At 44.0% G+C, this 22,693-nt stretch carries 24 protein-coding genes and 2 pseudogenes; 21 read left to right on the top strand and 5 right to left on the bottom strand.

Going from position 1 to position 22,693, the window contains the following annotated elements; translation table 11 throughout:
* Positions 1-22: 22 nt before the first annotated feature.
* From FED51_RS16255 to FED51_RS16235, 5 genes are all read left to right on the top strand, one after another.
* Positions 23-1,165, top strand: coding sequence for a cysteine desulfurase family protein (locus FED51_RS16255; RefSeq protein ID WP_053430508.1), 1,143 nt, complete (start codon positions 23-25; stop codon positions 1,163-1,165).
* Between the two features lie 4 nt (positions 1,166-1,169).
* Complete coding sequence (gene thiI, locus FED51_RS16250; RefSeq protein ID WP_053430509.1) at positions 1,170-2,384, top strand: tRNA uracil 4-sulfurtransferase ThiI; 1,215 nt, start codon at positions 1,170-1,172, stop codon at positions 2,382-2,384.
* Between the two features lie 93 nt (positions 2,385-2,477).
* A complete protein-coding gene (locus tag FED51_RS16245; protein ID WP_138090678.1) occupies positions 2,478-2,684 on the top strand; it encodes an alpha/beta-type small acid-soluble spore protein in 207 nt (68 codons plus the stop codon).
* A 149-nt stretch (positions 2,685-2,833) separates the two neighbouring features.
* Positions 2,834-4,417, top strand: coding sequence for an acyl-CoA synthetase MbcS (gene mbcS / locus FED51_RS16240; RefSeq protein WP_053430510.1), 1,584 nt, complete (start codon positions 2,834-2,836; stop codon positions 4,415-4,417).
* Positions 4,418-4,656: 239 nt separating this feature from the next.
* Positions 4,657-6,246, top strand: a complete 1,590-nt coding sequence (locus FED51_RS16235; RefSeq protein ID WP_053430511.1) for an amidohydrolase — start codon at positions 4,657-4,659, stop codon at positions 6,244-6,246.
* 42 nt (positions 6,247-6,288) lie between these two features.
* Here FED51_RS16235 and FED51_RS16230 read toward each other — a convergent pair whose 3' ends face one another.
* Positions 6,289-7,086, bottom strand: a complete 798-nt coding sequence (locus tag FED51_RS16230) for an NAD kinase (protein WP_010899342.1) — start codon at positions 7,084-7,086, stop codon at positions 6,289-6,291.
* 141 nt (positions 7,087-7,227) lie between these two features.
* Here FED51_RS16230 and sppA point away from each other — a divergent pair, with 141 nt between their 5' ends.
* The 9 genes from sppA (at position 7,228) to FED51_RS16185 (ending at position 15,569) form a co-directional block, all read left to right on the top strand.
* Positions 7,228-8,223 carry a signal peptide peptidase SppA gene (gene sppA, locus FED51_RS16225; protein ID WP_083445470.1) on the top strand — a complete coding sequence of 332 codons (996 nt, stop codon included), beginning with the start codon at positions 7,228-7,230 and terminating at the stop codon, positions 8,221-8,223.
* Between the two features lie 10 nt (positions 8,224-8,233).
* Positions 8,234-8,770 (top strand): RDD family protein, encoded by a 537-nt coding sequence (locus FED51_RS16220; RefSeq protein WP_053430512.1) that lies wholly within the window; start codon positions 8,234-8,236, stop codon positions 8,768-8,770.
* A gap of 91 nt (positions 8,771-8,861) precedes the next feature.
* Positions 8,862-9,539, top strand: coding sequence for a DUF2953 domain-containing protein (locus FED51_RS16215; protein WP_053430513.1), 678 nt, complete (start codon positions 8,862-8,864; stop codon positions 9,537-9,539).
* A gap of 33 nt (positions 9,540-9,572) precedes the next feature.
* Entirely contained in the window at positions 9,573-10,016 is a 444-nt protein-coding gene (gene ytfJ, locus FED51_RS16210) for a GerW family sporulation protein (protein WP_053430514.1), read from the top strand.
* A 191-nt stretch (positions 10,017-10,207) separates the two neighbouring features.
* Positions 10,208-10,708 (top strand): thiol peroxidase, encoded by a 501-nt coding sequence (gene tpx / locus FED51_RS16205; protein ID WP_010899337.1) that lies wholly within the window; start codon positions 10,208-10,210, stop codon positions 10,706-10,708.
* Positions 10,709-10,914: 206 nt separating this feature from the next.
* Positions 10,915-11,907: a class I SAM-dependent methyltransferase gene (locus FED51_RS16200; protein WP_010899336.1), complete on the top strand. Its 993-nt coding sequence runs from the start codon at positions 10,915-10,917 to the stop codon at positions 11,905-11,907.
* Positions 11,908-12,410: 503 nt separating this feature from the next.
* On the top strand, positions 12,411-13,598 hold the full coding sequence (locus tag FED51_RS16195; RefSeq protein WP_041820809.1) for an acetate kinase: 1,188 nt from the start codon (positions 12,411-12,413) through the stop codon (positions 13,596-13,598).
* A gap of 157 nt (positions 13,599-13,755) precedes the next feature.
* A complete protein-coding gene (locus FED51_RS16190; protein WP_010899334.1) occupies positions 13,756-14,703 on the top strand; it encodes a 3'-5' exoribonuclease YhaM family protein in 948 nt (315 codons plus the stop codon).
* 26 nt (positions 14,704-14,729) lie between these two features.
* Positions 14,730-15,569 carry an EcsC family protein gene (locus FED51_RS16185; protein WP_053430515.1) on the top strand — a complete coding sequence of 280 codons (840 nt, stop codon included), beginning with the start codon at positions 14,730-14,732 and terminating at the stop codon, positions 15,567-15,569.
* A 113-nt stretch (positions 15,570-15,682) separates the two neighbouring features.
* On the opposite strand, the gene FED51_RS21200 is transcribed toward FED51_RS16185, so the two are convergent.
* Complete coding sequence (locus FED51_RS21200; protein ID WP_175414289.1) at positions 15,683-15,841, bottom strand: hypothetical protein; 159 nt, start codon at positions 15,839-15,841, stop codon at positions 15,683-15,685.
* A 71-nt stretch (positions 15,842-15,912) separates the two neighbouring features.
* On the opposite strand from FED51_RS21200, the pseudogene FED51_RS21765 reads away from it, so the two are divergent.
* Positions 15,913-16,092 (top strand): annotated as a pseudogene (locus FED51_RS21765) (IS5/IS1182 family transposase); the annotation flags it as partial.
* Here the strand turns inward: FED51_RS21765 and FED51_RS16175 are convergent.
* Positions 16,081-16,395 carry a hypothetical protein gene (locus FED51_RS16175; protein WP_010899331.1) on the bottom strand — a complete coding sequence of 105 codons (315 nt, stop codon included), beginning with the start codon at positions 16,393-16,395 and terminating at the stop codon, positions 16,081-16,083. The pseudogene FED51_RS21765 and the gene FED51_RS16175 sit on opposite strands and share 12 nt — an antisense overlap.
* Before the next feature lie 221 nt (positions 16,396-16,616).
* On the opposite strand from FED51_RS16175, the gene FED51_RS16170 reads away from it, so the two are divergent.
* Together FED51_RS16170 and argH are read left to right on the top strand one after the other, a co-directional pair.
* Complete coding sequence (locus FED51_RS16170; protein WP_010899330.1) at positions 16,617-17,846, top strand: argininosuccinate synthase; 1,230 nt, start codon at positions 16,617-16,619, stop codon at positions 17,844-17,846.
* Positions 17,843-19,219 (top strand): argininosuccinate lyase, encoded by a 1,377-nt coding sequence (gene argH / locus FED51_RS16165; protein WP_053430516.1) that lies wholly within the window; start codon positions 17,843-17,845, stop codon positions 19,217-19,219. Before FED51_RS16170 ends, argH begins: the two co-directional genes overlap by 4 nt.
* A 428-nt stretch (positions 19,220-19,647) precedes the next feature.
* Here argH and FED51_RS16160 read toward each other — a convergent pair whose 3' ends face one another.
* On the bottom strand, positions 19,648-19,833 hold the full coding sequence (locus FED51_RS16160; protein WP_053430517.1) for a hypothetical protein: 186 nt from the start codon (positions 19,831-19,833) through the stop codon (positions 19,648-19,650).
* 148 nt (positions 19,834-19,981) lie between these two features.
* Between FED51_RS16160 and FED51_RS16155 the strand changes: the two are divergent.
* Positions 19,982-20,524: pseudogene (locus FED51_RS16155) on the top strand (transposase); the annotation flags it as partial.
* Positions 20,525-20,603: 79 nt separating this feature from the next.
* On the opposite strand, the gene FED51_RS16150 reads toward FED51_RS16155, so the two are convergent.
* A complete protein-coding gene (locus FED51_RS16150; RefSeq protein WP_175414333.1) occupies positions 20,604-21,047 on the bottom strand; it encodes a universal stress protein in 444 nt (147 codons plus the stop codon).
* A 192-nt stretch (positions 21,048-21,239) separates the two neighbouring features.
* Between FED51_RS16150 and FED51_RS21195 the strand changes: the two genes are divergently transcribed.
* From FED51_RS21195 to FED51_RS16140, 3 genes are all read left to right on the top strand, one after another.
* Positions 21,240-21,398 carry a hypothetical protein gene (locus FED51_RS21195; protein WP_175414332.1) on the top strand — a complete coding sequence of 53 codons (159 nt, stop codon included), beginning with the start codon at positions 21,240-21,242 and terminating at the stop codon, positions 21,396-21,398.
* A gap of 101 nt (positions 21,399-21,499) precedes the next feature.
* Positions 21,500-22,258 (top strand): SDR family oxidoreductase, encoded by a 759-nt coding sequence (locus FED51_RS16145; RefSeq protein ID WP_010899325.1) that lies wholly within the window; start codon positions 21,500-21,502, stop codon positions 22,256-22,258.
* Positions 22,259-22,310: 52 nt separating this feature from the next.
* The gene (locus tag FED51_RS16140) at positions 22,311-22,691 is read left to right on the top strand and encodes a hypothetical protein (protein WP_010899324.1); all 381 of its coding nucleotides are present in this window, start codon (positions 22,311-22,313) and stop codon (positions 22,689-22,691) included.
* Positions 22,692-22,693: the final 2 nt, after the last annotated feature.

Below are 22,693 nucleotides of genomic sequence, written 5' to 3'. Positions count from 1 at the left end.
AGTAGAGAAAAGGTGAGGACGGATGATTTATTTGGACAATAGTGCAACAACGCGTCCGTTTATGGAAGTAGTTGATTCCTACACGAAAGCCTCGCTGACGTTTTTCGGAAACCCTTCTTCCCTTCATCGAATGGGAACGGAAGCGGAGCAGCTTCTCCTTAAAACGAAAGAGCAGATAGCGGGGATTTTAGGAATAAGTTCTTCAGAGATTATTTATACATCTGGGGGAACGGAAGGCAACAATTTGGCCATCAAAGGAACGGCCTACCAGTTAAAAGGTAGAGGAACTCATTTGATTACAACTGCCGTAGAGCATGCGTCTACAATAGAAGCTTTTCGGTCACTTGAAGCAGAAGGTTTTAAGGTGACGTATTTAAAACCAGGTCCGACTGGACAGGTAACCGCAGAGCAGGTGAAAGCAGCGTTAACGAATCAGACGATTCTTGTTTCCATCATCCATGTGAACAATGAGACGGGAATCATCATGCCTGTTGAAGGGATTGGCGAGCTGCTTAAAGGTTATCCAAAGGTACGCTTTCACATTGACCATGTGCAAGGCGCTACAAAGGTTCCGCTCCGTTTGGCACACGGCTTGATAGATCTTGTGACCTTTTCCTCCCATAAATTTCATGGCTTAAAAGGAACGGGTTTTATATATAAAAAAGACGGGCTTCGTTTGACACCCCTTTTCCATGGCGGCGGACAAGAAGGAGCGCTTCGTTCAGGAACGGAAAATGTAGCTGGTGCGGTTGCTACGGCAAAGGCATTGCGTATGGCGATGGAACTGTATGAGGAAAGGCACGACAAGCTTCTACAATTAAGAAATCAATTGCTTGAAGGATTAAGTGAAATCGAGGGTGTTGTAATTAATACACCAAAGGAGTTGGCCGCACCTCATATCGTTAATTTCTCGATCCCCAAGATGAAGCCAGAAGTGATCATTCAAGCTTTGTCGAAGCGAGATATCCATGTTTCCACAAAATCGGCTTGTTCCACGAAACGTTCGGAGCCTAGCCATGTTTTGCTTGCAATGGGAGTAGGGAAAGAGCGGGCGAACAGCGCGATTCGCCTTAGCTTATCGTATTTAACAACGGAGGACGAAGTGTCCAAAACGTTGCAGGAGTTGCAACATTTAATCCCTGAATTATTGGAGGTTGTACAATAGGACCATGTTAACTTTTGACCATATTTTAATACGCTATGGTGAGCTCGCCTTAAAAGGAAAAAACCGTCATATGTTTGAAAAACAGTTAGTGCAAAATATTCGCTCGGTGCTAAAGCCGTCGTTTCCTCGGTTGACGTATCATCGGACGTTCGGGAGAATTTTACTCGGACTAAACGGCGAAGATCCAGTGCCAATTAAAGACAAGCTACGGAAAATTTTTGGGATTCACTCCTTTAGCTTAGCCATTCGCGTTACGAACGAACTGGACAAGATGAAACAGGCCGCTCTTCACGCGTTACAAGCGAGCGAAGGAGAGGTACGAACGTTTAAAATTAATGCGAGACGAGCTTATAAGCCATTTCCGATTTCCTCTTCTGAGTTGAATCATCATTTAGGCGGCTTTGTCCTGGCGAACACGGAGCAAATTTCCGTCGATGTGCATTCACCTGATGTGGAAATTAAGGTGGAAGTACGGGAGAGTGGGACATACATTATGACAGGTGAATTTAAAGGACTTGGCGGCTTGCCAGTTGGGACAAGTGGAAAAGTCTTATTAATGCTTTCGGGTGGAATTGATAGTCCAGTGGCAGGCTATTATTTGCTGAAGCGCGGGGTTACTCTTGAAGCGATTCATTTTCATAGCCCGCCTTTTACGAATGAAAAGGCCAAGCAAAAAGTGGTGGATTTAGCGGCAAAACTAACGAATTTCGGGGGACAAGTGAAGCTGCATATCGTTCCATTCACAGAACTGCAAAAGCACATTCATGAAAAGGTGCCATCGAATATGGAGATGACGATTATGCGGCGGATGATGTTGCGAATCAGTGAAGGCATTGCGAAAAAGACAGATGCGCTTGCGATTGCAACAGGAGAAAGTCTAGGACAGGTTGCAAGTCAAACGTTGCACAGCATGAATACGATCAATGAAGTAACCACCACTCCTGTGCTTCGGCCTCTCCTTACGATGGATAAAGAAGAAGTCATTACGGTTGCGAAAGAAATCGACACCTTTAATATTTCCATTTTACCGTATGAAGATTGCTGTACGATTTTTCTTCCTCCAGATTCAAAGACGAAGCCGACGCGTCAACAAGCGAAGAAATTTGAACAGTTCGTTGAAACAGAAGCGTACGTTCAAGCAGCCATTGAGGGAACAGAAACCATGGTGATTAAAAGCGAAGCAGCAGTCTCAAAAACAGAGATGGATGAGCTACTCTAGCGACCCTTTGATAATCTCATTAATTACCAGTTCGTTGTTTGCATGTTTTTCACCTTTGAGAATCATTCTATAGGTACAAAGGAGGTGAGACACATGGCAAGATCAAACAACTCTAACCAATTAGTGGTTCCTGGTGTTCAACAAGCACTTGATCAAATGAAAACAGAAATTTCACAAGAGTTTGGCGTACAGCTTGGTGCTGACACAACTTCTCGTGCGAACGGTTCAGTTGGTGGTGAGATCACAAAGCGTCTCGTAGCTATGGCTGAACAACAAATGGGTGGGTTCCAACAACAATAACAAAATATATGGCTTAAAAAGGGAGCGGGACACCGCTCCCTTTCACGTATCTAACCCTTTCATGTCCTATTTATTTTTGTATAAAATATTCAAAATAAAAAATGAATTCAGTATAATAATAAGGAAGTGGAATGAAAAGGGGGAGCGCTATGAGAGTGGAACACATGGCACCGGAAGAATACAATCTGACGGAGGAACTTGACGTATTTGCAAGGGACGTAAACCGGCTCGCAATTCGATTTTTAGATGATAAGGGTCATCGGAAAGACATTTCGTATGCCGAGTTAATGAATACCGTTCATCAATATGCGAATGCGTTAACCAAGTGCGGACTTAAGCGGGGAGACAAAGTGCTTGTGGTGGTACCAAGAATTCCAGAAGCGTATTATTGCTATTTAGCCTGTTTAAAGGCGGGAATTGTTATTATTCCTTGTTCCAACATGCTTCGGGCCAACGATTTTGTTTATCGAATTCAACATTCAGAAGCAAAAGCCATCATCGCCCATGTTCAAGCAACCGATGAAATTGACAGCATGAGTGTTCCTCTTCCTTCACTACAGTACAAATGGGTTATTTCAGGCGCAAAATCAGGATGGGAATCTCTAGAAGATGTTGCAAGGAATGAAAGCGTTTCCTTTGAGGGTGTGAAAACAAGACGGGACGAAATGGCGTTTTTGCCTTACACCTCGGGAACAACAGGTAATCCAAAAGGGGTTGTCCATACCCACGGTTGGGCTTATGCTCATTTGCAAACAGCAGCGAAACATTGGCTTGGCGTCCGTGAAGGGGATCTCGTCTGGGCAACGGCTGCTCCTGGATGGCAAAAATGGGTGTGGAGCCCGTTTTTATCAACGATCGGTCTAGGGGCAACCGCGTTTGTCTACAATGGTCCTTTTGATCCGAACGAGTATTTAGCCTTGTTAGAGAAAGAAAACATCAATGTTCTATGCTGTACGCCAACAGAATATCGTTTTATGGCGAAAGTAGACAATCTCAATCGCTACCGTTTTCCCCATTTGCACAGCGCGGTGTCCGCGGGAGAGCCGCTGAATCGAAAGGTCATTGAGACGTTCCGAGACACGTTTGGGATCAACGTAAGGGACGGTTATGGGCAGACCGAGAACACGCTTTTAGTCGGGACGATGATTGGCATGGAACAGCGACCAGGATCGATGGGGAAGCCAACACTTGAAGGGCAAGTCGTCATCGTGAATGAGGATGGTCAGCCTGTGGCCCCTCACGAAGTCGGAGAGATTGCCGTACATAAGGATGCGGCTGCTTTATTCAAGGAATATTATCGGGAGCCTGAGCGGACCGCTCAAGCGTTTCGTGGAGACTACTACATTACAGGGGATCTAGCAAGAATGGATGAGGATGGCTTTTTCTGGTTTGAGGGGCGCAGTGACGATATTATTATTAGTTCAGGTTATACGATCGGACCGTTTGAAGTAGAGGATGCTTTGACGAAACATCCAGCGGTAAAGGAATGTGCGGTTGTCGCGAGTCCCGATGAAGATCGCGGAGCCGTTGTGAAAGCGTATATCGTTCTGAATGATTCCACGAATCTAGATAAGGAAGCGCTCAGCAAAGAGTTGCAAGATCATGTGAAAGCGCACACCGCTCCATACAAATACCCAAGAAAAGTGGAGTTTGTCGAGTCGCTACCGAAGACTATTTCCGGAAAAATTAGGCGTATCGAATTAAGACAACAAGAGCAATTGAGGGCACAGTAACAACGAAAAAGGTTGATGCCTAAAGAGTGGGCACAACCTTTTTCACTTTTTAGATAGATACTTTCTTTAGAACAGTGATTTCTATCACTAATGGCTGTTCAGTCAGTGGTACATTTAACAGGTCTATGCCCAGAGAGAAAGGCGCGAGGATCTCTGCCTGCCTTTAGCTTGTCAATCGGCCAGTTGTTTTGGCAAGATAAAGGAAGATAGAACGCTGATAAAGGAAAGGAATGCAGGCGATGGGGACTCTTTGGTGGAATGGTACTTTTTTTACTATGGTGCATGAAGGCGATCAAGTGGAGGCCGTTTTTACAGAAGACGGAAAAATTGTCGCGATAGGAACAGCTGAAGAATTACGGCAGAAATATCGCACACGCATCAATCAGGAGATGAATTGTGATGGGGCTTACGTATATCCCGGATTTGTTGACAGCCATCTCCACATGATCGGTCATGGGGAAAAGCTTTTACGTTTAGATTTGTCGACAGTAATGAACGCAGAAGACATGCGTGAAAAGCTAATGGAGCGAGTGGCCCTCACAGAAGAGGGAGACTGGGTAACAGCAGAAGGATGGAATGAGAATAACTTTCCTGATCAGAAAATTTTTCATCGTAACGAGTTAGACGAGATCGCACCGAATCATCCGATGATTTTGACACGAGTCTGTCGCCACGCGATTCTCGTCAATTCGAAAGCGCTGCAGCTAGCAGGGATTTCGAAGGATACAGCAGATCCTCCGGGAGGCCGAATCGTCCGAGATGAGCTCGGTGAACCGACTGGGTATTTCCTTGACACGGCCCAAGAGCTCGTCAAGCGAGTAGCGCCATCTGTTTCAGCAGCTTACTTAGAACGAGCGTTGGCAGCAGCGGTAGATGATATGGTGGCAAAAGGATTAGTTGGAGGACATACGGAGGATTTAGGCTATTACCTTGGATTCAATCAAACCTTTGCAACCTTTCAGAGAGTAATTGATGGAAATACGAGACGATTTCGAGCTCATTTGCTCGTTCATCATGAAGTGATTGATGACATGATAAAAGCGGGATATTGCAAAGGGCCTGTAGGTGAATGGTTAGAGTTTGGAGCGATGAAAATTTTTGCCGATGGAGCCTTTGGTGGTCGGACGGCTCTTTTAAGCGAGCCATATTGTGATGCCCCAACAACTTCAGGTGTCGCTATTCATACGCAGGAGCAATTAACGAACCTTATCAAAAAAGCACGCCAATACAAACTTCCTGTAGCGATTCATACGATAGGGGATGAGGCGCTCAGAATGGCCATCACATCCATCGAAGCCCACCCTGTCACCGAAGGACGAGATCGATTGATTCATACACAGGTCACTCCTCCGTCTTTGGTTGAGCGAATGAAAAAACTAAAGGTCATCTTAGATATTCAGCCAGCTTTTGTTCCAGCCGACTTTCCTTGGGTCGAAGAAAGGCTCGGCAATGAGAGGCTTTCGTACTCATTTGCTTGGAAAACGTTGCTGAGGTCAGGGATGGCACTAGCAGGAGGATCGGACGCGCCGATCGAAGAGGTGGATCCTCTTTATGGAATTTATGCCGCTGTGGCACGAAAAAAGGCGACCGATCAACATGAAGGATACTTGCCGGAGGAGAAGTTGACACGTTATGAGGCGTTACAGCTTTATACGACAGGAAGCGCTTATGCAATTGAGCGGGAACATGAGCGCGGAAACATTCGGCCTGGCTATGTCGCTGATTTTACGATGTTAAACCGAAACTTGTTCACGTGCAGGGAGGAAGAACTTTTAACGACACGAGTAGAAAAGACGGTTATCGGTGAGGCGATTGTCTTTCAGGCATAGGATAAAGGGAGCCATTCGATCCGAGTGGCTCCCTCTCAGTCATTATAAGAAGTTTCGCTGCACTTTGTGCCAGAATGTATTGTCTTTCAGCTTCAACACTTTTACTTGCTTGTCCGAAAGGCGAATTTTAATATCCTCTGCGTGACGGATGCTCAAGGCTTCATTGTCGGCTCCGATAATCGGGAAATCATTGCCGTCTTGAACCACTTTCAAGCGGAGTGTTCGGTCTCCACTTAGAAGAAACGATGTCCCGAGCGTTCGATACGTATTGTTATTTAAGGAAGCGATTTCGCTTACTTGTAAGGATGGAAGTCGTGGATCAACAACTGCTCCCCGTACCGATTTGTTGTATGCGGTGCTTCCAGTTGGTGTGGATACAATCATCCCGTCGCCGCGGAACGTCTCAAAATGCATGTCATCAATGAATACTTCTAAGACAAACGTTTTAATCACGTTGGAGCGAATCGAGCATTCATTTAAGCAGTAGAACGGTTTTTCATCGTCAATGGTAACCTCAAGCGTTGAAAGTCTTTTCACTTCTATATTTTGATTTTCAAATGCTTCAAACATTTTATCTATTTCATTGATCGTAAAATCGGGATAAAATCCTTCACGATCTGTGCTCACGCCTACATAAAGGCAATCGGAACGAAAATTCGTTTTACGTGTTGCTTGCAAAAAGGCATTATTTCCACCAACACTGACGATAATATTCGCTTTTTGAACATCATCGACAACGTTCAATCCTTGAGAGGTGGCGAGTTGTTTGAGCGGCTCCACCGCTTCTTGCATCGACTTGGTGTGTTTGTAAAAAAAGTAGATGTTGTTTCTGTCTTCCATCCTCATCGTTCCCTTCCAAGAATAAATTCCTCCCTTACATCATAACCTGCTTGGAGACATTCATCCAATGATAAGTGTCTTATTTTTCTATTTATGTTATGATTACCGTTGAAATAGCAGTACGGTGAGGAGTGAAACGTCATGATGAGTCGAAAAAGGTGGTTAGCTTTAATTGCGGCGGCGATGTTATTTGTCGCGTCGGTAGCCATAAGTTTAGTCTCGAGTCCAGCGGTGGACGTCGACGAGTGGGTAGGAACAGGTACGTCGTATAAGCAGACAATCGTTGAGACAGGTACAGATTTTGGAAAGTCCATCGCGATTTTGGAGTTATCGGGAGTCATTCAAGATACGGGATCAGCTCCTTCCCTACTTAATACTGGGGTATATCACCATCGCGACTTTTTAAAGCAGCTAGAAAAAGCAGGCAAAGATCCAAATATAGCAGGAATCATTTTGCAAGTGAATACCCCAGGTGGTGGTGTGCTAGAAAGCGCAGAAATTCATAAGCAGGTTGAGGAAATTGTTCAGGACAGTGAGAAGCCGGTATATGTATCAATGGGAAATATGGCAGCGTCAGGCGGTTACTACATATCGGCACCAGCTACAAAAATCTACGCCCATCCACAAACCATTACAGGTTCCATCGGTGTGATCATGCAGTCGATCGACATTTCAGGTTTAGCTGAAAACCTCGGAATCGAATTCAACACGTTTAAAAGTGGGCCATATAAGGATATTCTATCGCAAACACGTGAGGTAACAGACGAGGAAGAAGACATTTTACAGACGCTTGTCGATGAAATGTACGATGAGTTTGTACGAGTGATCGTAGATGGCCGCGGAATGTCTGAAACAGAAGTTCGGGAATTGGCAGATGGTCGAATTTATACGGGTAGTCAAGCGGTGGCTACAGGTTTAGTAGATGAGCTTGGCGGTTTGGATGATGTCATTGAGTCGATGAAAGAAGATCTTGGCGCGGATTATAATGTCATCAGGTACGAGCATTCTCTCGGCTTGTACGACTTCTTCTCGATGTCAACGAATCGATTTTTGTCACCAAGCTATGAACTCCAAAGCATCGAGCGGCTATTGAACCAATCGAATACGCCGACTCTACAATATTTATACGCAGAATAGGGGGAGAATAATGGATCAAGCTATTCCGAGACGACGGTTTTCGCTTCGTCATCAGAAAAAAGAAGAGGCTGTTCAAGAGCAATCTTCCCCACCAGAAGAGATTCAAATGGATGAACAAGAACCACAGGTTCGTTATGCGGGCTTCTGGATGCGTTTCTGGGCTTTTCTTCTTGACCTTGTGGTGATTTTCAGTATTAATGCTATTGTCGTATATCCGACCTTTCGTTGGTTTGGGCTGAACATTCAACTGTCTGTCTGGTCCTTGGAAGTTATTTTAGCCTCTTTGATCGGTTATGCTTATTATGTCATTATGACCAAAGAATATGGTCAAACCGTTGGGAAGATGGTTTTTGGGTTGAAGGTTGTGAATCAACAAGGAGGCCCCCTTTCATGGGGAGAGGTGCTGTTCCGTGAAGTCGTTGGGCGCTTTCTTCATCAAGTATTCGCACTGTTTATCCTCCTTTACCTAGTGGTGGCGTTTACGAGGAAAAAACAAGGGATTCATGATATGATCGCTGACACGTATGTTGTCCATGAAGAATCATAACAGAAGCCTGCTCCTTTTATAGAGGGAGCAGGTTTATTTTTCCTTTGTTCGTATATACTAAGGGCGACCTGAGAAGGGAAGAGGAAGCGGGGTGGACATTTTGAGTTGGCTTGTTTGGCTAGGCATCATTCTCTTTCTTATTGGACTGTTCATTGCGATAACAAAAATTAATGTGACGATCCGTTATCATCATGATGGTGATGATGATTTACTAGAGGTACATATGTCTGCCTGGAGAGTGTTTACCTATACGATTTCAGCCCCTTTGATTAAAGTGGATGTCTCGTCCGGTTCTTTTATTGTGGAAGAGGATCAAAAGATGGGGGAAGCTACCACTTCGAGTGAGAAAGGGAAAATACGCTTTGAAACGATCCTAAAAGATATCCAGGAATTCCAAGATTTCGTTCGACATGTGGCCGGTTTTTACCGTATTGTTCGTCGTTTTTTGCGCCGGATTCGTGTACATCAGTTGGAATGGTCGAGTGAAATTGGAGTTGGTGATGCAGTATGGACCGGAATGCTTCTTGGTGTCGTTTGGACATTTAAAGGGACACTCTGCGGGTTTATTGGGAATTTCATGCGTCTACAAACGATGCCAAAATTAGCGGTATTCCCCCATTATCAGCACAAGGTGTCCAAAACAAAGTTTGTGTGCATGTTCTCCTTTCGCCTCGGGCATGCTATAGGCACAGGCTTGTTGGTCTTGAAGCATTGGAAGAAGCGCCCTTCTGTCAGACTGTTTCAATCCCGTGAATCAATGACCGGATAAAAAAGAAGTAAATGCATCTAAAGGAGGTTTCCCATGTCAGATCATCCGATTCAAGGGCTTATGAAAACGGCAATGGAAAATTTAAAAGAAATGGTGGACGTGAATACCATTGTTGGCGATCCAGTCGAAACACCAGATGGCAGTGTCATCATGCCTGTCTCTAAAGTAGGATTCGGATTTGCCGCGGGTGGTAGTGAATTTATGGTGGATCAAATCGGTGATCAGCACCCGGCTTCTCACCCGTTTGGTGGAGGAAGCGGTGGAGGAGTATCGATTACACCGATTGCCTTCTTAGTCGTCAATAGCCATGGCATTAAGATGGTTCATATTGATGGCAGCACTCACCTATATGAGAAGCTTGTCGATTTCGCTCCTCAAGTAATTGAAAAAATTCAACAAATGCTTGGGCAGAACAGAGGAAACGCAGGCAACAATTATACGAATAATATGTATAATCAGCAACAACCGCCAGTATAAAAGAAGGATGGGAGGGTTCCCATTCTTTTTTCATTTTTGGAATGTAAACTTCAATTGCAGTAATTAAGACTTGGCGAGAAGCCGCTACCCTGTAAATTCTAATTTTTCGCTCCAGTTGGCGCCATTTTTATTGATCCGGGCAAAGGGACAAGGTAAGATGAAAGAGAAGCTTTTACTAAGGAGGAGAATCGATGGCGTCTATCACATTTAAAGGAAATCCAATGACATTACTAGGTAACGAAGTAAAGGTAGGAGACAAAGCCCCAAACTTTACGGTTCTTGCAAATGATTTATCACCTGTGACTCTTGACGACTCAAAAGGAAAGGTACGTTTAATTAGTGTCGTTCCGTCTATTGATACAGGAGTATGTGATGCGCAAACACGCAAATTTAACGAAGAAGCAGCAAATCTTGACGGCGTTGAAGTATTGACCGTTAGTGTGGATCTTCCATTTGCACAAAAACGTTGGTGCGCAACGGCCGGCTTAGAGCAGGCGAAGACGCTATCAGATCATCGGGATTTATCGTTCGGAAAAGCATACGGTGTCGCGATTGAAGAGCTACGCTTATTGGCTCGTGCCGTATTTGTCATCAATGCCAATGATGAAGTAACATATGTTGAATATGTATCAGAAGCGACAAACCACCCAGATTACGAAAAAGCCATTGAAGCTGCAAAAGCAGCCCTTTAAGCATTCTAGGAAAGCGTCTCGTTTGGAGGCGCTTTTTCTTTCACTTTAAAGAAGGTAAACCTCGATAAGAGAAGCGTCGCTTCCACCAATAAGACTAGGCGGTAAGTTTCGTTTTTCTAATATCGTCCGTTTCTCTTTTCAACCTTTCTCAGATTGGTTACAATGGCATAATGATAGGTTGCAGTACGTAGGGAGGACAAGTACATATGGAAGCACAAACAGTGATTGAAAAGCTATATACTGCGCTTGATGAAGGAACGACGGTGCTTGCCAAAGAGCAGGATGTCACTTACTTAGAGGCTCTTGCCGAGATGGGAAACAATATTTTTTATCAAGAGGTGCGCCAGGAGGTTAGTGAAGTTAGCCTAGCTTCTTTAGAGAAAAAAGTGCAAGAGGCTGCGACTCTTGAATTGCAAGCGGAGACCGTGCGCAAAGCATTTCAGTTAGCGGTTTTAAAAGGAATGCGCGAGGCTACCCAGCCTCATCACGCCATGACTCCAGATGCCGTTTGTGGATTTATGAGCTATTTACTTAATAAAGTGACCGCTTCTTATCCGAAGGGGTATACGATTTTAGATCTAGCCGTTGGTTCTGGAAACTTATTGACAGCTCTTTTAAATCAGTCCATGCAACCGGCAAACGGATTAGGTTTTGAAGTGGATGAGACGCTTCTTAAGCTTGCTTTCGTGAATGCAAATTTGCAGGAGCGTCAATTGGAATTATTTCATCAGGACAGTTTGCAAGTTTCAAAACAAGGGACAGTCGATATTGTCGCGACAGATTTACCCGTGGGCTACTACCCTCGAGATGATGTAGCAGAACGGTTTTCATTAAAAGCAGCAGATGGACATTCGTACATTCATCACTTAATGATTGAACATGGAATTCGGCAAGTGAGAGAAGCTGGGTATTTGCTGTTTGTTGTTCCGAATGGATTATTTAATAGTCCTTACGCCCAAGATTTGCATGCTTTTTTAAAGGAAGAGACCGTTATTTTGGGGCTGCTCCAATTACCGAAATCAATGTTTAAGGCTGAACAACACGAAAAGAGCCTTTTATTGTTACAGAAAAAAGGAGAAGGGGTCCGCCCTCCACAGCAAGCGTTATTGGCAGAGCTACCGTCCTTTACGAAGCGGGAAGCTCTTGCAGATATGGTCCAACAAATCAATAAATGGTTTGATGAACAGCTTGGGCTGTAGGGATAGCGCGGGGAGAGAATCGTTCCTCGCGTTTTTTCGTTTTTTTGACAGCGAAATTTTATTCAATGATTTCTTCTACATCCCCACAGAATTCTAATCCTACATGTTGTGAGTCTTCGTTAACTTTAGCAATGAAGATCATTCATTCAAGGCTCCGTAATCGCCAAGTTTTCCTTTATTGATTCTTTACAAAGTGAGAGTATTAGCACGAGTTAAATCGGATAAAGAATGAAAGAACAAAAGGGACGATCACTTTGCCATTAAAATTTGCCGATTCTAACGCTTTTGATAGAAGCGTCAAGGGGATTTTCCCATCAATTCATATCTAGCCAATACATGGAATTTAGAAAAAGCGGTTTCAAGTCAGAAAATAAAGAATTTGAAAGTTTACGTTAGAAAATCGGCGATTTTACTTGAAAACTGAAGATTCTGGTGCTTAAATGGGTAAGGTAATAAAAAAGGGTCAACGTGAGGATTCATCAAAAAAGGAGCTGTCATAAAACATGGCCAAAATTATGGCGATTAATGCTGGAAGTTCTTCTTTGAAGTTTCAGCTGTTAAATATGCCGGAAGAAGAACTAGTCACAAAGGGCGTCGTGGAACGGATCGGTTTAGGTGATGGAATTTTCACCATTGAAGTGAAGGGCGAAAAAGTAACAGAAACATTCGATATTCCCGATCATGCTTTTGCCGTGAAAACCCTTCTGGAAAAGCTAACGTCCCATGAAATCATTCAATCGTTAGATGAGATTGAAGGCATCGGTCACCGTGTCGTTCATGGTGGTGAAAAGTTTAACGATTCGGTTTTGATCACTGATGAGGTCATTCAAGGAATCGAAGAATGTAACGAACTAGCGCCGCTCCATAATCCAGCAAATATTGTTGGCATACGAGCGTTTAAAGAAGTGTTACCAAATGTTCCAGCTGTCGCTGTGTTTGATACGGCGTTTCACCAAACAATGCCGGAAAGTTCATTTTTATACAGTTTGCCTTATGACTATTATAAAGAGTTCGGAATTCGTAAATATGGATTCCACGGAACGTCTCATAAATACGTGTCTCAACGTGCGGCAGAGCTGCTTGGCCGCCCAATTGAGCAATTGCGTCTTCTTTCCTGCCACCTCGGAAATGGTGCGAGTATCGCAGCGATTGACGGGGGAAAGTCAATTGATACGTCGATGGGCTTTACGCCACTAGCGGGTGTGACGATGGGAACACGTTCGGGTAACATTGACCCTGCACTAATTCCGTTTATTATGGAAAAAACAGGACAAACGGCAAATGAAGTGATCAATACGCTGAATAAGAAAAGCGGTCTTCTCGGCGTGTCTGGTTTCTCTAGTGATTTGCGAGATATTGAAGAACAAGCTGGAGAGGGGAATGATCGAGCTGAATTAGCCCTTGAAGTATTCACCTCCCGCATTCACAAATATATCGGTTCCTATGCTGCGCGTATGAGCGGTGTTGATGCGATCATCTTTACGGCAGGGATCGGGGAGAATAGTACGGTCATTCGTGAACGAGTGTTACGGGGACTTGAGTTTATGGGTGTATACTGGGACCCTTCCCTCAATCAGGTTCGCGGGAAAGAAGCATTTATTAACTATCCACATTCACCTGTAAAAGTACTCGTCATCCCAACAAATGAAGAAGTGATGATTGCAAGAGACACTGTACGATTAGCGCAGTAACGAAAGGGGCTCCACGAGTGGGGCCTCTTTTTTACGGGAAAAAAGAGGTATCGTTCTAAGCACATGTGTTTACGGTTTTATACGACATTGGTCGCTTTGCTTTTCCCTTTCGCTTGCCCTAGAATAAGAAGAGAAGAAAGGAAACGAGGGATGACTGTTGACACGTTTTCAAGACCGTCAAGAGGGGGAGCGCGTCGTTGATTTTTACATGATTCGTGATCGTGAAGTGAAGCGGGCCTCGAATGGGACGGATTATTTGAACTTAACGCTTGAGCGAAAGTTGGAATACATTCCTGCCCGGTTATGGGATGCGACGGAACAGCATAAGCAGGCGTTAATTCGCCGCGCTGTCGTGAAGGTAGACGGCGTTGTCACGGTTTATCGTCAGCAAAAGCAATTGAACATTCAGCGAATCCGTCTGGCCACAGACGAAGATCCAGTGACCGTAGCAGAGCTTATCTCAAAGCCTGGACTTTCGAGGGAAGAGCTTTGGCATGAACTGCGAATGATCATTGAAGAAATCCAAGATGAAACGTTGCTCAAACTAGTGAAAACGATGCTAGGAAAAAAGGAGATTCGCGAACGTTTTACGACGATTCCTGCGTCGAAAGCAACACATCACCCGTATTATGCTGGCCTTTTGGAGCATGTGGTGGAAGTATGTCAAAGCATTTTGCAGCTTAGCCTAATCTATGGAACGATCAATCGGGATGTGGTCATTGCGGCAGCGATCTTACACGACATTGGCAAGGTAGCAGCACTCCATGATCCATTTGCACCTGAATACACCGATGAAGGAGAAATGATCGGTCATGTTGTGCTTGGGGTTGAACTCATTAACCAGACAGCGCAGGAACTAGGTATTTCTATGGATGAGCCGATCCTTCTTGCCGTAAAGCATTGTATTCTCAGTCAGCGTGAGCAAGACGAAGGCGCGACAAGCTTTGTCTATGGTCCTAAAACGAAGGAAGCGATCTTATTAGCAGCTCTCGATCAACTAAATGGAAGATTGAACAGTTTTGAGTTAATGGCGTCACATGCGGAGGAGCGCTGGACGTATTCACCACTGTTTAAACGAAAAATGTTTACGCCTGACAATGATTGAACGACGAATGAAAAGTGGGGATGGCAATGAAAATGAACAAAGATGAGCAAGCGCTTTGGACGGAAATTGAACGATGGGAAGATGCGTTTTTTGCCCATGAGACAACCGACTTGGAAAAATCTTATCAAAATTGGATTGATAAAAGTTTCGCCCAATTGGGGGAAGAAAAGCAGCAACAATTGTTAGAAAAAGTCGATGCTGTCTTGTTTCAGCTCCATGCAGTCTTACAAAATAGTCGATCATTAGATGATTTTCGTGAGCGGACGCTGCTTCATGCAAAAGTATTTCAATCAGACATTGAAACGATTGAAGAGATGAAAGAACTTTCCGTGAATGAACTTCGTTTTCTAGCTGAACAACATATGGCAAAGCAACGATTGCTTGCTCTTGGACAAGGGGGGCTAGCAGGGATGGGCGGAGCCTTATTATTGGCACTAGATTTACCGGCTTTAATGGCATTACAGCTCCGTTCGTTGCAACAGCTTGCCCTTACATATGGATATGAAGTCAAGCATCCGTTAGAAATGATGCTCATTTTAAAGCTGTTTCATGTTGCAACCCTCCCGAAGGCTTATCAAGAACCTGCATGGTATGGATTGTTTCGTGAGATCGAACGAACCGATGAATACACTCCTCATTTTTACGGGAGTGGTCAACAAATTATCGCGTCGCCTTGGACACAGCAGTTGATTCGTCAAATTGGGAAAAGTGTTGTCATTTCCATGTTAAAGAAAAAAACGATTCAAGGGGTTCCGCTTATTGGAATGGCCTTTGGTGCAGGAATCAATTACCGAAACACACGTCAAGTATTAGAGATCGGCCACCGTTTTTATCAAAAACGTCTGTTGCTCGAAAAATATTTGTAACGAACGCAAAACGGAGCTGTCTCAAAAGTCTATCTTTTGAGGCAGCTTTTCTGATTTGTTCTAAATCGCGACTTGGCGGACGCTTTCACCACAGGCACAAGTGCAACATCGACTCACGCACACTTTGTTTGCATTCGTCGTGTTTTCTTTGCCGCGGGCAACGCTCCAGCTTCCTCGAGAACCCCACTCTCGGTGATCTTCCGCTGTCGCTTTTCCCGCAGGAGTCGCCACCTTGTCGCTCGTTCGACTCCCATTAACGCGCGAAAGAACATACAAAAAATCGCCCAATCGTTTAAAAATGAAGGTACCACTACCAAAATTCAAACGAAAGAAGGCGATTTTTTTGCGTAACCAAACGGCTACTTATCTGCAGTATACCATGAATCAACTCGTGCTTCCTATGGATTTTTCCGATCTCATTCCAGAGAACCATGTGGCACGTGTGGTGAATGACATGGTCGAATCGTTGGATGATCAGCTATATGACGAGGTGTACTGTTTGTCTAAAAGGTCAGCTATGCATGCGTTCAGGCATCGTTTGATTAGCACGGAACCAGATCCATAGATCATTAATGACAGAGGCAAGCTCAGCAATTTGTCGGTTCAGTTCACAGGAACGGTTAAAATCTTCTTCCACTTCAAGCTGCTGTTGATAGAGGTTAATTTGCTGCTCAATTTCTTTCACACGATCAGGGATGACGCCACGAATTTGTTCCCACTCAACTAAAATCGCATCTTGGAGAGCAGGTGCATACTGCTCCCATTCATGAGAAAGTACGGGCAAGGCAATACCGAGACGAGAGTCATATTCAAACCGGTAATCCATCAAGCATCCCTCCTTTTATAAGTATTGTAACCAAAAAAACGGACAGGTAGAAGAAAAAAAGAAAAGAAGCGAGAAATCCCCTTGTCAAAATCGATAATCGTTGGTAAAGTAATGAATATTAATAAGTGTAGTTGATAGTTTTATACAGCCCTTTTTTATGCAAGTGGATGTATAAAAATAATAACAAGAGTATGAATATTCACTTTGGAGGGATTGTTAGCATGAGCAAAAAGAAAGTTGTCTTAGCGTATTCTGGGGGATTAGATACATCTGTAGCCATTAAGTGGCTTAGCGATAAAGGATATGATGTCATTGCCGTTGGCCTTGATGTCGGTGAAGGAAAGGATCTTGAATTTGTAAAGGAAAAAGCATTGAAAGTAGGCGCGATCGAATCGTATACAATTGATGCGAAAAAAGAATTTGCGGAAGAATTTGTTTTGCCGGCATTGCAAGCACATGCGTTGTATGAACAAAAATACCCGCTTGTTTCCGCCCTATCTCGTCCATTGATTTCGAAAAAGCTTGTAGAAATCGCGGAACAAACAGGCGCACAGGCAGTAGCCCACGGTTGTACCGGAAAAGGAAACGATCAAGTGCGCTTTGAGGTATCGATTCAAGCATTAAATCCAAACTTAGAAGTTTTAGCCCCTGTACGTGAGTGGGCATGGTCTCGTGATGAAGAGATTGAGTACGCTAAGAAAAACAACATTCCAATTCCGATTGATTTAGATAATCCGTACTCTGTCGATCAAAACCTATGGGGACGTAGCAACGAGTGCGGAATTTTAGAAGATCCGTGGGCAACACCTCCAGAAGGTGCTTATGAGTTAACAGTCGCAATCGAGGATGCTCCCGATCAACCAGAAATTGTGGAAATTGGATTTGAAAAAGGAATCCCTGTTACGTTGAACGGGAAAAGCTATCCAGTCCATGAATTGATCCTAGAGTTGAATCAAATCGCAGGTAAGCATGGAGTTGGACGAATTGATCACGTAGAAAATCGCTTGGTCGGTATTAAGTCTCGTGAAGTGTACGAATGTCCTGGAGCGATGACACTCATTAAAGCTCATAAAGAGTTGGAGGATTTAACGTTAACAAAAGAAGTGGCCCATTTTAAACCAGTTGTAGAGAAAAAAATAGCAGAGCTCATTTATGAAGGTCTTTGGTTCTCACCACTTCAACCCGCTTTGTCTGCCTTCTTAAAGGAAACTCAATCCACAGTGACTGGGGTTGTACGGGTAAAACTGTTTAAAGGGCACGCCATTGTAGAAGGACGTAAATCAGAGTATTCCCTTTATAATGAAAAGCTAGCCACTTACACACCAGATGACGAATTTGATCATAATGCAGCGGTAGGCTTCATCTCCTTATGGGGACTACCAACGAAAGTGTACAGTATGGTGAACAAGGAAATGAAGGAAAAGCAAGAGAAGAAGGAGGTTACATCGTGACAAAGCTTTGGGGAGGCCGATTCACGAAAACAGCAGAAGCTTGGGTTGATGAATTCGGTGCATCGATCGGCTTTGACCAGCAACTTGTGGAAGAAGACATCGAAGGAAGCCTCGCCCATGTGACGATGCTTGAAAAGTCTGGAATTCTCGCCAATGAAGAAGTGGAGCAAATTAAAAAAGGCCTTCACATTTTATTGGAAAAGGCAAAAAAAGGTGAACTGAACTATTCCGTTGCCAATGAGGACATACATTTAAATATTGAAAAGCTTTTGATCGACGAAATCGGACCGGTGGGGGGGAAGCTTCATACAGGACGGAGCCGGAACGACCAAGTGGCGACCGATATGCATCTTTATTTACGCAAACAAACGAAGGAGATTTTACAGCTAGTCAAGAATGTTCAAGCGGCCCTTGTGGAGCAGGCGAAGCAGCACGTAGAAACGTTAATTCCAGGCTACACGCATCTTCAGCGCGCCCAGCCAATTTCCTTCGCTCATCATTTGCTTGCTTATTTTTGGATGCTTGAACGCGATTATGGTCGTTACGAAGATAGCTTAAAACGATTGAATGTCTCACCGCTCGGGGCAGGTGCCCTTGCTGGGACGACGTTTCCGATTGACCGGGAGTATACGGCTGAGCTGCTCGGATTTGATGGCATTTATGAGAACAGCCTCGATGCGGTCAGTGATCGGGATTTTATCGTTGAATTTTTAAGTGCGTCTTCACTCTTAATGACTCATTTATCACGTCTTTGCGAAGAGTTGATTCTCTGGTCTTCACAGGAATTTCAATTCGTTGAGATGGACGATGCTTTCGCGACAGGTAGCAGCATCATGCCGCAAAAGAAAAATCCTGATATGGCGGAGCTGATCCGAGGAAAGACGGGGCGTGTTTACGGGAGTCTCTTCTCGCTATTAACGGTGCTAAAAGGATTGCCTTTAGCTTACAACAAAGATATGCAAGAGGACAAAGAGGGGATGTTTGATGCCGTGAAGACGGTGAAAGGCTCGCTTGCCATCTTTGCTGGGATGATCCAAACGATGAAGGTGAAGGAAGAAACGATGACGAAGGCTGTCCATCAAGACTTCTCAAATGCGACAGAGCTCGCCGATTATTTAGCGACAAAAGGTATGCCATTCCGAGAAGCCCATGAAGTAGTAGGTAAGCTCGTGCTTCTTTGCATCGAAAAAGGCATCTATTTGCTAGATTTGCCGTTAAGTGATTATAAGGCAGCATCTGATTTGTTTGATGAGGATATTTACGACGTATTGCAACCGAAAACTGTGGTGGCTCGTCGAACGAGTGCTGGCGGCACAGGCTTTACAGAAGTAAAGAAAGCAATTGCCAAGGCCGAAAAGATTTTAGCCAATTAGTGGCAAAGAGGGCTATGAAGGTTACACACCTTTGTAGCCTTTTCAATTGCTTTTACTAGCGGCTACGGTGCTGTTGGGCCAGTGAAAAATGAGACGATTCCGATTAAGGCAAAAAAGGAAAAGAGTGCTACCAACGAAAAAAGAATCATGAGAATGGTTTTCTTTGTTGACATTGAATCACCCCCTACATATTTCCTCATAAAACGGCCCGTTACTTACAAGTTCAATTATATACCAAGAAGGACTATTACAAGAGGAAGAATAAAATAAAACAGTTAAGAAAAAACGTTTGTTAACATGAAAAAAGTATATGTTTAAAGTAGAAAAGGAGCTGTCTCAAAAGTCTATTTTTTGAGGCAGCTTTTCTGATTTGTTCTAAATCGCGACTTGGCGGACGCTTTCACCACAGGCACAAGTGCAACATCGACTCACGCACACTTTGTTTGCATTCGTCGTGTTTTCTTTGCCGCGGGCAACGCTCCAGCTTCCTCGAGAACCCCACTCTCGGCGATCCTCCGCTGTTGCTTTTCCCGCAGGAGTCGCCGCCTGTCGCTCGTTCGACTCCCATTAACGCTCGAAAGAACATACAAAAAAATCGCCCAATCGTTTAACATGAAGGTACCACTACCAAAATTCAAACGAAAGAAGGCGATTTTTTACGTAACCAAACGGCTACTTATCAGCAGTAGACCATGAATCAACTCGTGCTTCCTATGGATTTTTCGATCCATTCCACAGAACCATGCGGCACGTGTGGTGAATGACATGATCGAACAGTGTCCAAATCAGCGGAAAGTCTCTTTTAAACGATACACCAAGCGAATCGATACGTATGGTTATACACGGGATTTTAAAGTGTATGAGTGTGAGTCATGTGAAGGATGTCTGTTCAAGTACGGGGAGTCCCGGGAAATCGACAGATACACTACAACCCGTTGTATGAGGAACTCAAAGCGAAGCAACATCAAAAACTGAAAAGCGAAGAAGGCTGAACGCTCTTCCAAAAAAGAAAAACGGATGTGGAGAGCGTATTTGGTCATGTCAAACAAAACCTCGGATTCCAAAGGATACCATCTTCGCGGCAAAGAAAACGTGCACATCGAGCTCGGGCTTGTGGCTCTTGCCCACAACCTAAGGAAACGAGCGACGGTGGATCGTCGCTCGAAGGAACCAAAGAACACAAATCAACACAAAAATCGGGAGAACCGCATCAAACGGTTCTCCCGATTTTATGTTTTAAGGTGCTTTTGGGACAGCCCCAGAAAAGGACCACCGCTACTAGCGGCAGTCCTTTTATTGCATTAATTAAGTTCTGTTTATATGCGGCTAAAGTAGAAGAAAAGCAATCATTTCACCATGTAGATTTGGCGATCAAGTATTTCGATCATGATTGATCTTGGTCGTTACGAACGATAAGCACATCGCATTTAGCGTGACGAGCCACCGATTCAGATACGCTTCCCATCAAAAAGCGTTCAACTGCATTTAAGCCCGTAGCACCAGTGATAATTAAATCAATATCGTATTTTTGGGCAATTGTTTTAGAGATGTTTGCTTTAGGGCTACCGAAATCAAGGATGGTATGCACTTTGTCCACGCCAGCCTTCTCGGCCTCCTCACTATAACGCTGCAACAGCTTTTTGCCATCCAATTCAGCTGATCCGACGACGGTGCGATCATATTGTTCAACTGTAGCAAACGAACGACTGTCAATTACGTGGCAGATGAACAAATCGGCTTTAAACTCTTTGGCATAGTTAAACGCTTTATATAATGCTCGCTTCGCCTGAGGGGATCCATCCACTGCGACAAGAATATGGTTGTACATCGAACTCACCTCTTTTCTCTACTCATTATTCTATTCCCGAAAGGTTGGATATGGAAACCATTTCAGTAGGAAAACGTGGCTTACCGCCAATCTTAATAGCAAAAATATTCGTTTTCCTACCTTTTTTAGAAACTAAAGTGTAAAAAAAAGCGATGGAGGGATTCTAAAGGTGATTTGAAAGGAGGGTAGATGATGAGAGATGATAACAGAACGAAAGAAAACCGAGTGGACCGATCATTTACCGCTCGTGACCGCGTTCGGGTGGATGTAGACAAACGCCATGAAGATGAAGAAGTTCATCAAGCGAAACGAATGAATGATGAACTCACACATGTAGACGAAACTAATTAATAAGGAAAAGTTCGGTGTCTCTAGCGTATGTTTTTACTATGGCTTTTAATCATAGTATGATTTACATGAGAAAGTGGCCATGATTTGAAGGAGGAGAATGGATGCGACATGCGCTAGTAACATCGGGTACTAAAGGGCTTGGAGTTCAAGTAACAAAAGCCCTGCTTAAAAAAGGATACACGGTGACCGTTAGCTATCGAACGGAAGACGAAGCGATGAAGCAGTTGGAAACGACGTGGGGCCATCTTAAAGATCGAATTCAACTAGTTCAAGTCGATGTAACGAAAAAAGAGGATATTTACCGTCTAGTGGACGGGGCTTATGATCGCTTTGGTCGAATCGATGTTGTCGTGAATAACGCAGGGCCTTATATTTTCGAACGTAAAAAGCTTTTTGACTATGAAGAGCATGAATGGCAGACGATGGTGAATGGGAATTTAAGCGCTGCCTTTTATATGTTCAAAAAGGTTCTCCCCATCATGCGCAACCAACAGTTTGGACGGATTATTTTATACGGATTTCAGGGGGCAAATACAGCTCCTGCTTGGCTCTATCGGTCAGCGTATGCTGCGGCAAAAGTAGGTCTTGTCTCATTAATGAAAACAGTCGCTGTGGAAGAGGCAGAGTACGGAATTACCGTGAATATGGTCTGCCCGGGAAATATAGTAGGGGAAATGAAAGAAGCTACAATTGAGGAGTCACGTAAACAAAAAGACCCTGACACCCCGATTGGTCGTTCAGGAACGGGTGAAGATATTGCTCGGACAGTGGCCTTTTTATGTGAGGATGACTCGGATATGGTAACAGGTTCGGTTATAGAGGTCACAGGTGCTGTCGATGTATTGCATCGTTATCGGTAAGAGATGAATAACGATCCATTTTTTCACACATTCTAACGACGAGGTGAGATGAGTGAAAAGATGGGTCGTTTTTTTATTGATCAGTAGTTTTGTGGTGCTAGGTGTCCATTCATTAGCGGAAGCAAGTGGATTAATGGGCAACTATTCAGTGCGTATCAAAGTATGGCAAGGAGACACTTTACATGAGTGGGAATATGACAATCCGAATCACTTTGAATATGAAGTCGGAACAAAGGTAATTAAGGGAGAAGAAGCAAAGAAAGCCGTCCGAGAAATCGTAAAAGTCGCTGGCATCCATGAGCAGGCAGAAGCAGAAGAAATGGTAAAGCGAATCAAACAAAAATTTCCCGACCTGACTCGCTTTGAGGCTCGGTATATGAACGAGAAAGGAAAGCTGTTTACATGGGTGTGGAAAAAGGAATCAAATGAATAAAA

It is taken from the genome of Halalkalibacterium halodurans (assembly GCF_005671335.1).
In the GTDB taxonomy this organism is placed as follows: domain Bacteria; phylum Bacillota; class Bacilli; order Bacillales; family Bacillaceae_D; genus Halalkalibacterium; species Halalkalibacterium halodurans.
This window is presented reverse-complemented; position numbering and strand designations above follow the sequence as displayed.

What these genes read in the sequence shown, in the direction of transcription:
- FED51_RS16255 (WP_053430508.1), top strand. Translation starts at nt 23, where the DNA reads ATGATTTATTTGGACAATAGTGCAACAACGCGTCCGTTTATGGAAGTA.
- thiI (WP_053430509.1), top strand. Translation starts at nt 1,170, where the DNA reads ATGTTAACTTTTGACCATATTTTAATACGCTATGGTGAGCTCGCCTTA.
- FED51_RS16245 (WP_138090678.1), top strand. Translation starts at nt 2,478, where the DNA reads ATGGCAAGATCAAACAACTCTAACCAATTAGTGGTTCCTGGTGTTCAA.
- mbcS (WP_053430510.1), top strand. Translation starts at nt 2,834, where the DNA reads ATGAGAGTGGAACACATGGCACCGGAAGAATACAATCTGACGGAGGAA.
- FED51_RS16235 (WP_053430511.1), top strand. Translation starts at nt 4,657, where the DNA reads ATGGGGACTCTTTGGTGGAATGGTACTTTTTTTACTATGGTGCATGAA.
- FED51_RS16230 (WP_010899342.1), bottom strand. Translation starts at nt 7,086, where the DNA reads ATGGAAGACAGAAACAACATCTACTTTTTTTACAAACACACCAAGTCG.
- sppA (WP_083445470.1), top strand. Translation starts at nt 7,228, where the DNA reads ATGATGAGTCGAAAAAGGTGGTTAGCTTTAATTGCGGCGGCGATGTTA.
- FED51_RS16220 (WP_053430512.1), top strand. Translation starts at nt 8,234, where the DNA reads ATGGATCAAGCTATTCCGAGACGACGGTTTTCGCTTCGTCATCAGAAA.
- ytfJ (WP_053430514.1), top strand. Translation starts at nt 9,573, where the DNA reads ATGTCAGATCATCCGATTCAAGGGCTTATGAAAACGGCAATGGAAAAT.
- tpx (WP_010899337.1), top strand. Translation starts at nt 10,208, where the DNA reads ATGGCGTCTATCACATTTAAAGGAAATCCAATGACATTACTAGGTAAC.
- FED51_RS16200 (WP_010899336.1), top strand. Translation starts at nt 10,915, where the DNA reads ATGGAAGCACAAACAGTGATTGAAAAGCTATATACTGCGCTTGATGAA.
- FED51_RS16195 (WP_041820809.1), top strand. Translation starts at nt 12,411, where the DNA reads ATGGCCAAAATTATGGCGATTAATGCTGGAAGTTCTTCTTTGAAGTTT.
- FED51_RS16185 (WP_053430515.1), top strand. Translation starts at nt 14,730, where the DNA reads ATGAAAATGAACAAAGATGAGCAAGCGCTTTGGACGGAAATTGAACGA.
- FED51_RS21200 (WP_175414289.1), bottom strand. Translation starts at nt 15,841, where the DNA reads ATGTTCTTTCGCGCGTTAATGGGAGTCGAACGAGCGACAAGGTGGCGA.
- FED51_RS16175 (WP_010899331.1), bottom strand. Translation starts at nt 16,395, where the DNA reads ATGGATTACCGGTTTGAATATGACTCTCGTCTCGGTATTGCCTTGCCC.
- FED51_RS16170 (WP_010899330.1), top strand. Translation starts at nt 16,617, where the DNA reads ATGAGCAAAAAGAAAGTTGTCTTAGCGTATTCTGGGGGATTAGATACA.
- FED51_RS16160 (WP_053430517.1), bottom strand. Translation starts at nt 19,833, where the DNA reads ATGTTAAACGATTGGGCGATTTTTTTGTATGTTCTTTCGAGCGTTAAT.
- FED51_RS16150 (WP_175414333.1), bottom strand. Translation starts at nt 21,047, where the DNA reads ATGTACAACCATATTCTTGTCGCAGTGGATGGATCCCCTCAGGCGAAG.
- FED51_RS21195 (WP_175414332.1), top strand. Translation starts at nt 21,240, where the DNA reads ATGAGAGATGATAACAGAACGAAAGAAAACCGAGTGGACCGATCATTT.
- FED51_RS16145 (WP_010899325.1), top strand. Translation starts at nt 21,500, where the DNA reads ATGCGACATGCGCTAGTAACATCGGGTACTAAAGGGCTTGGAGTTCAA.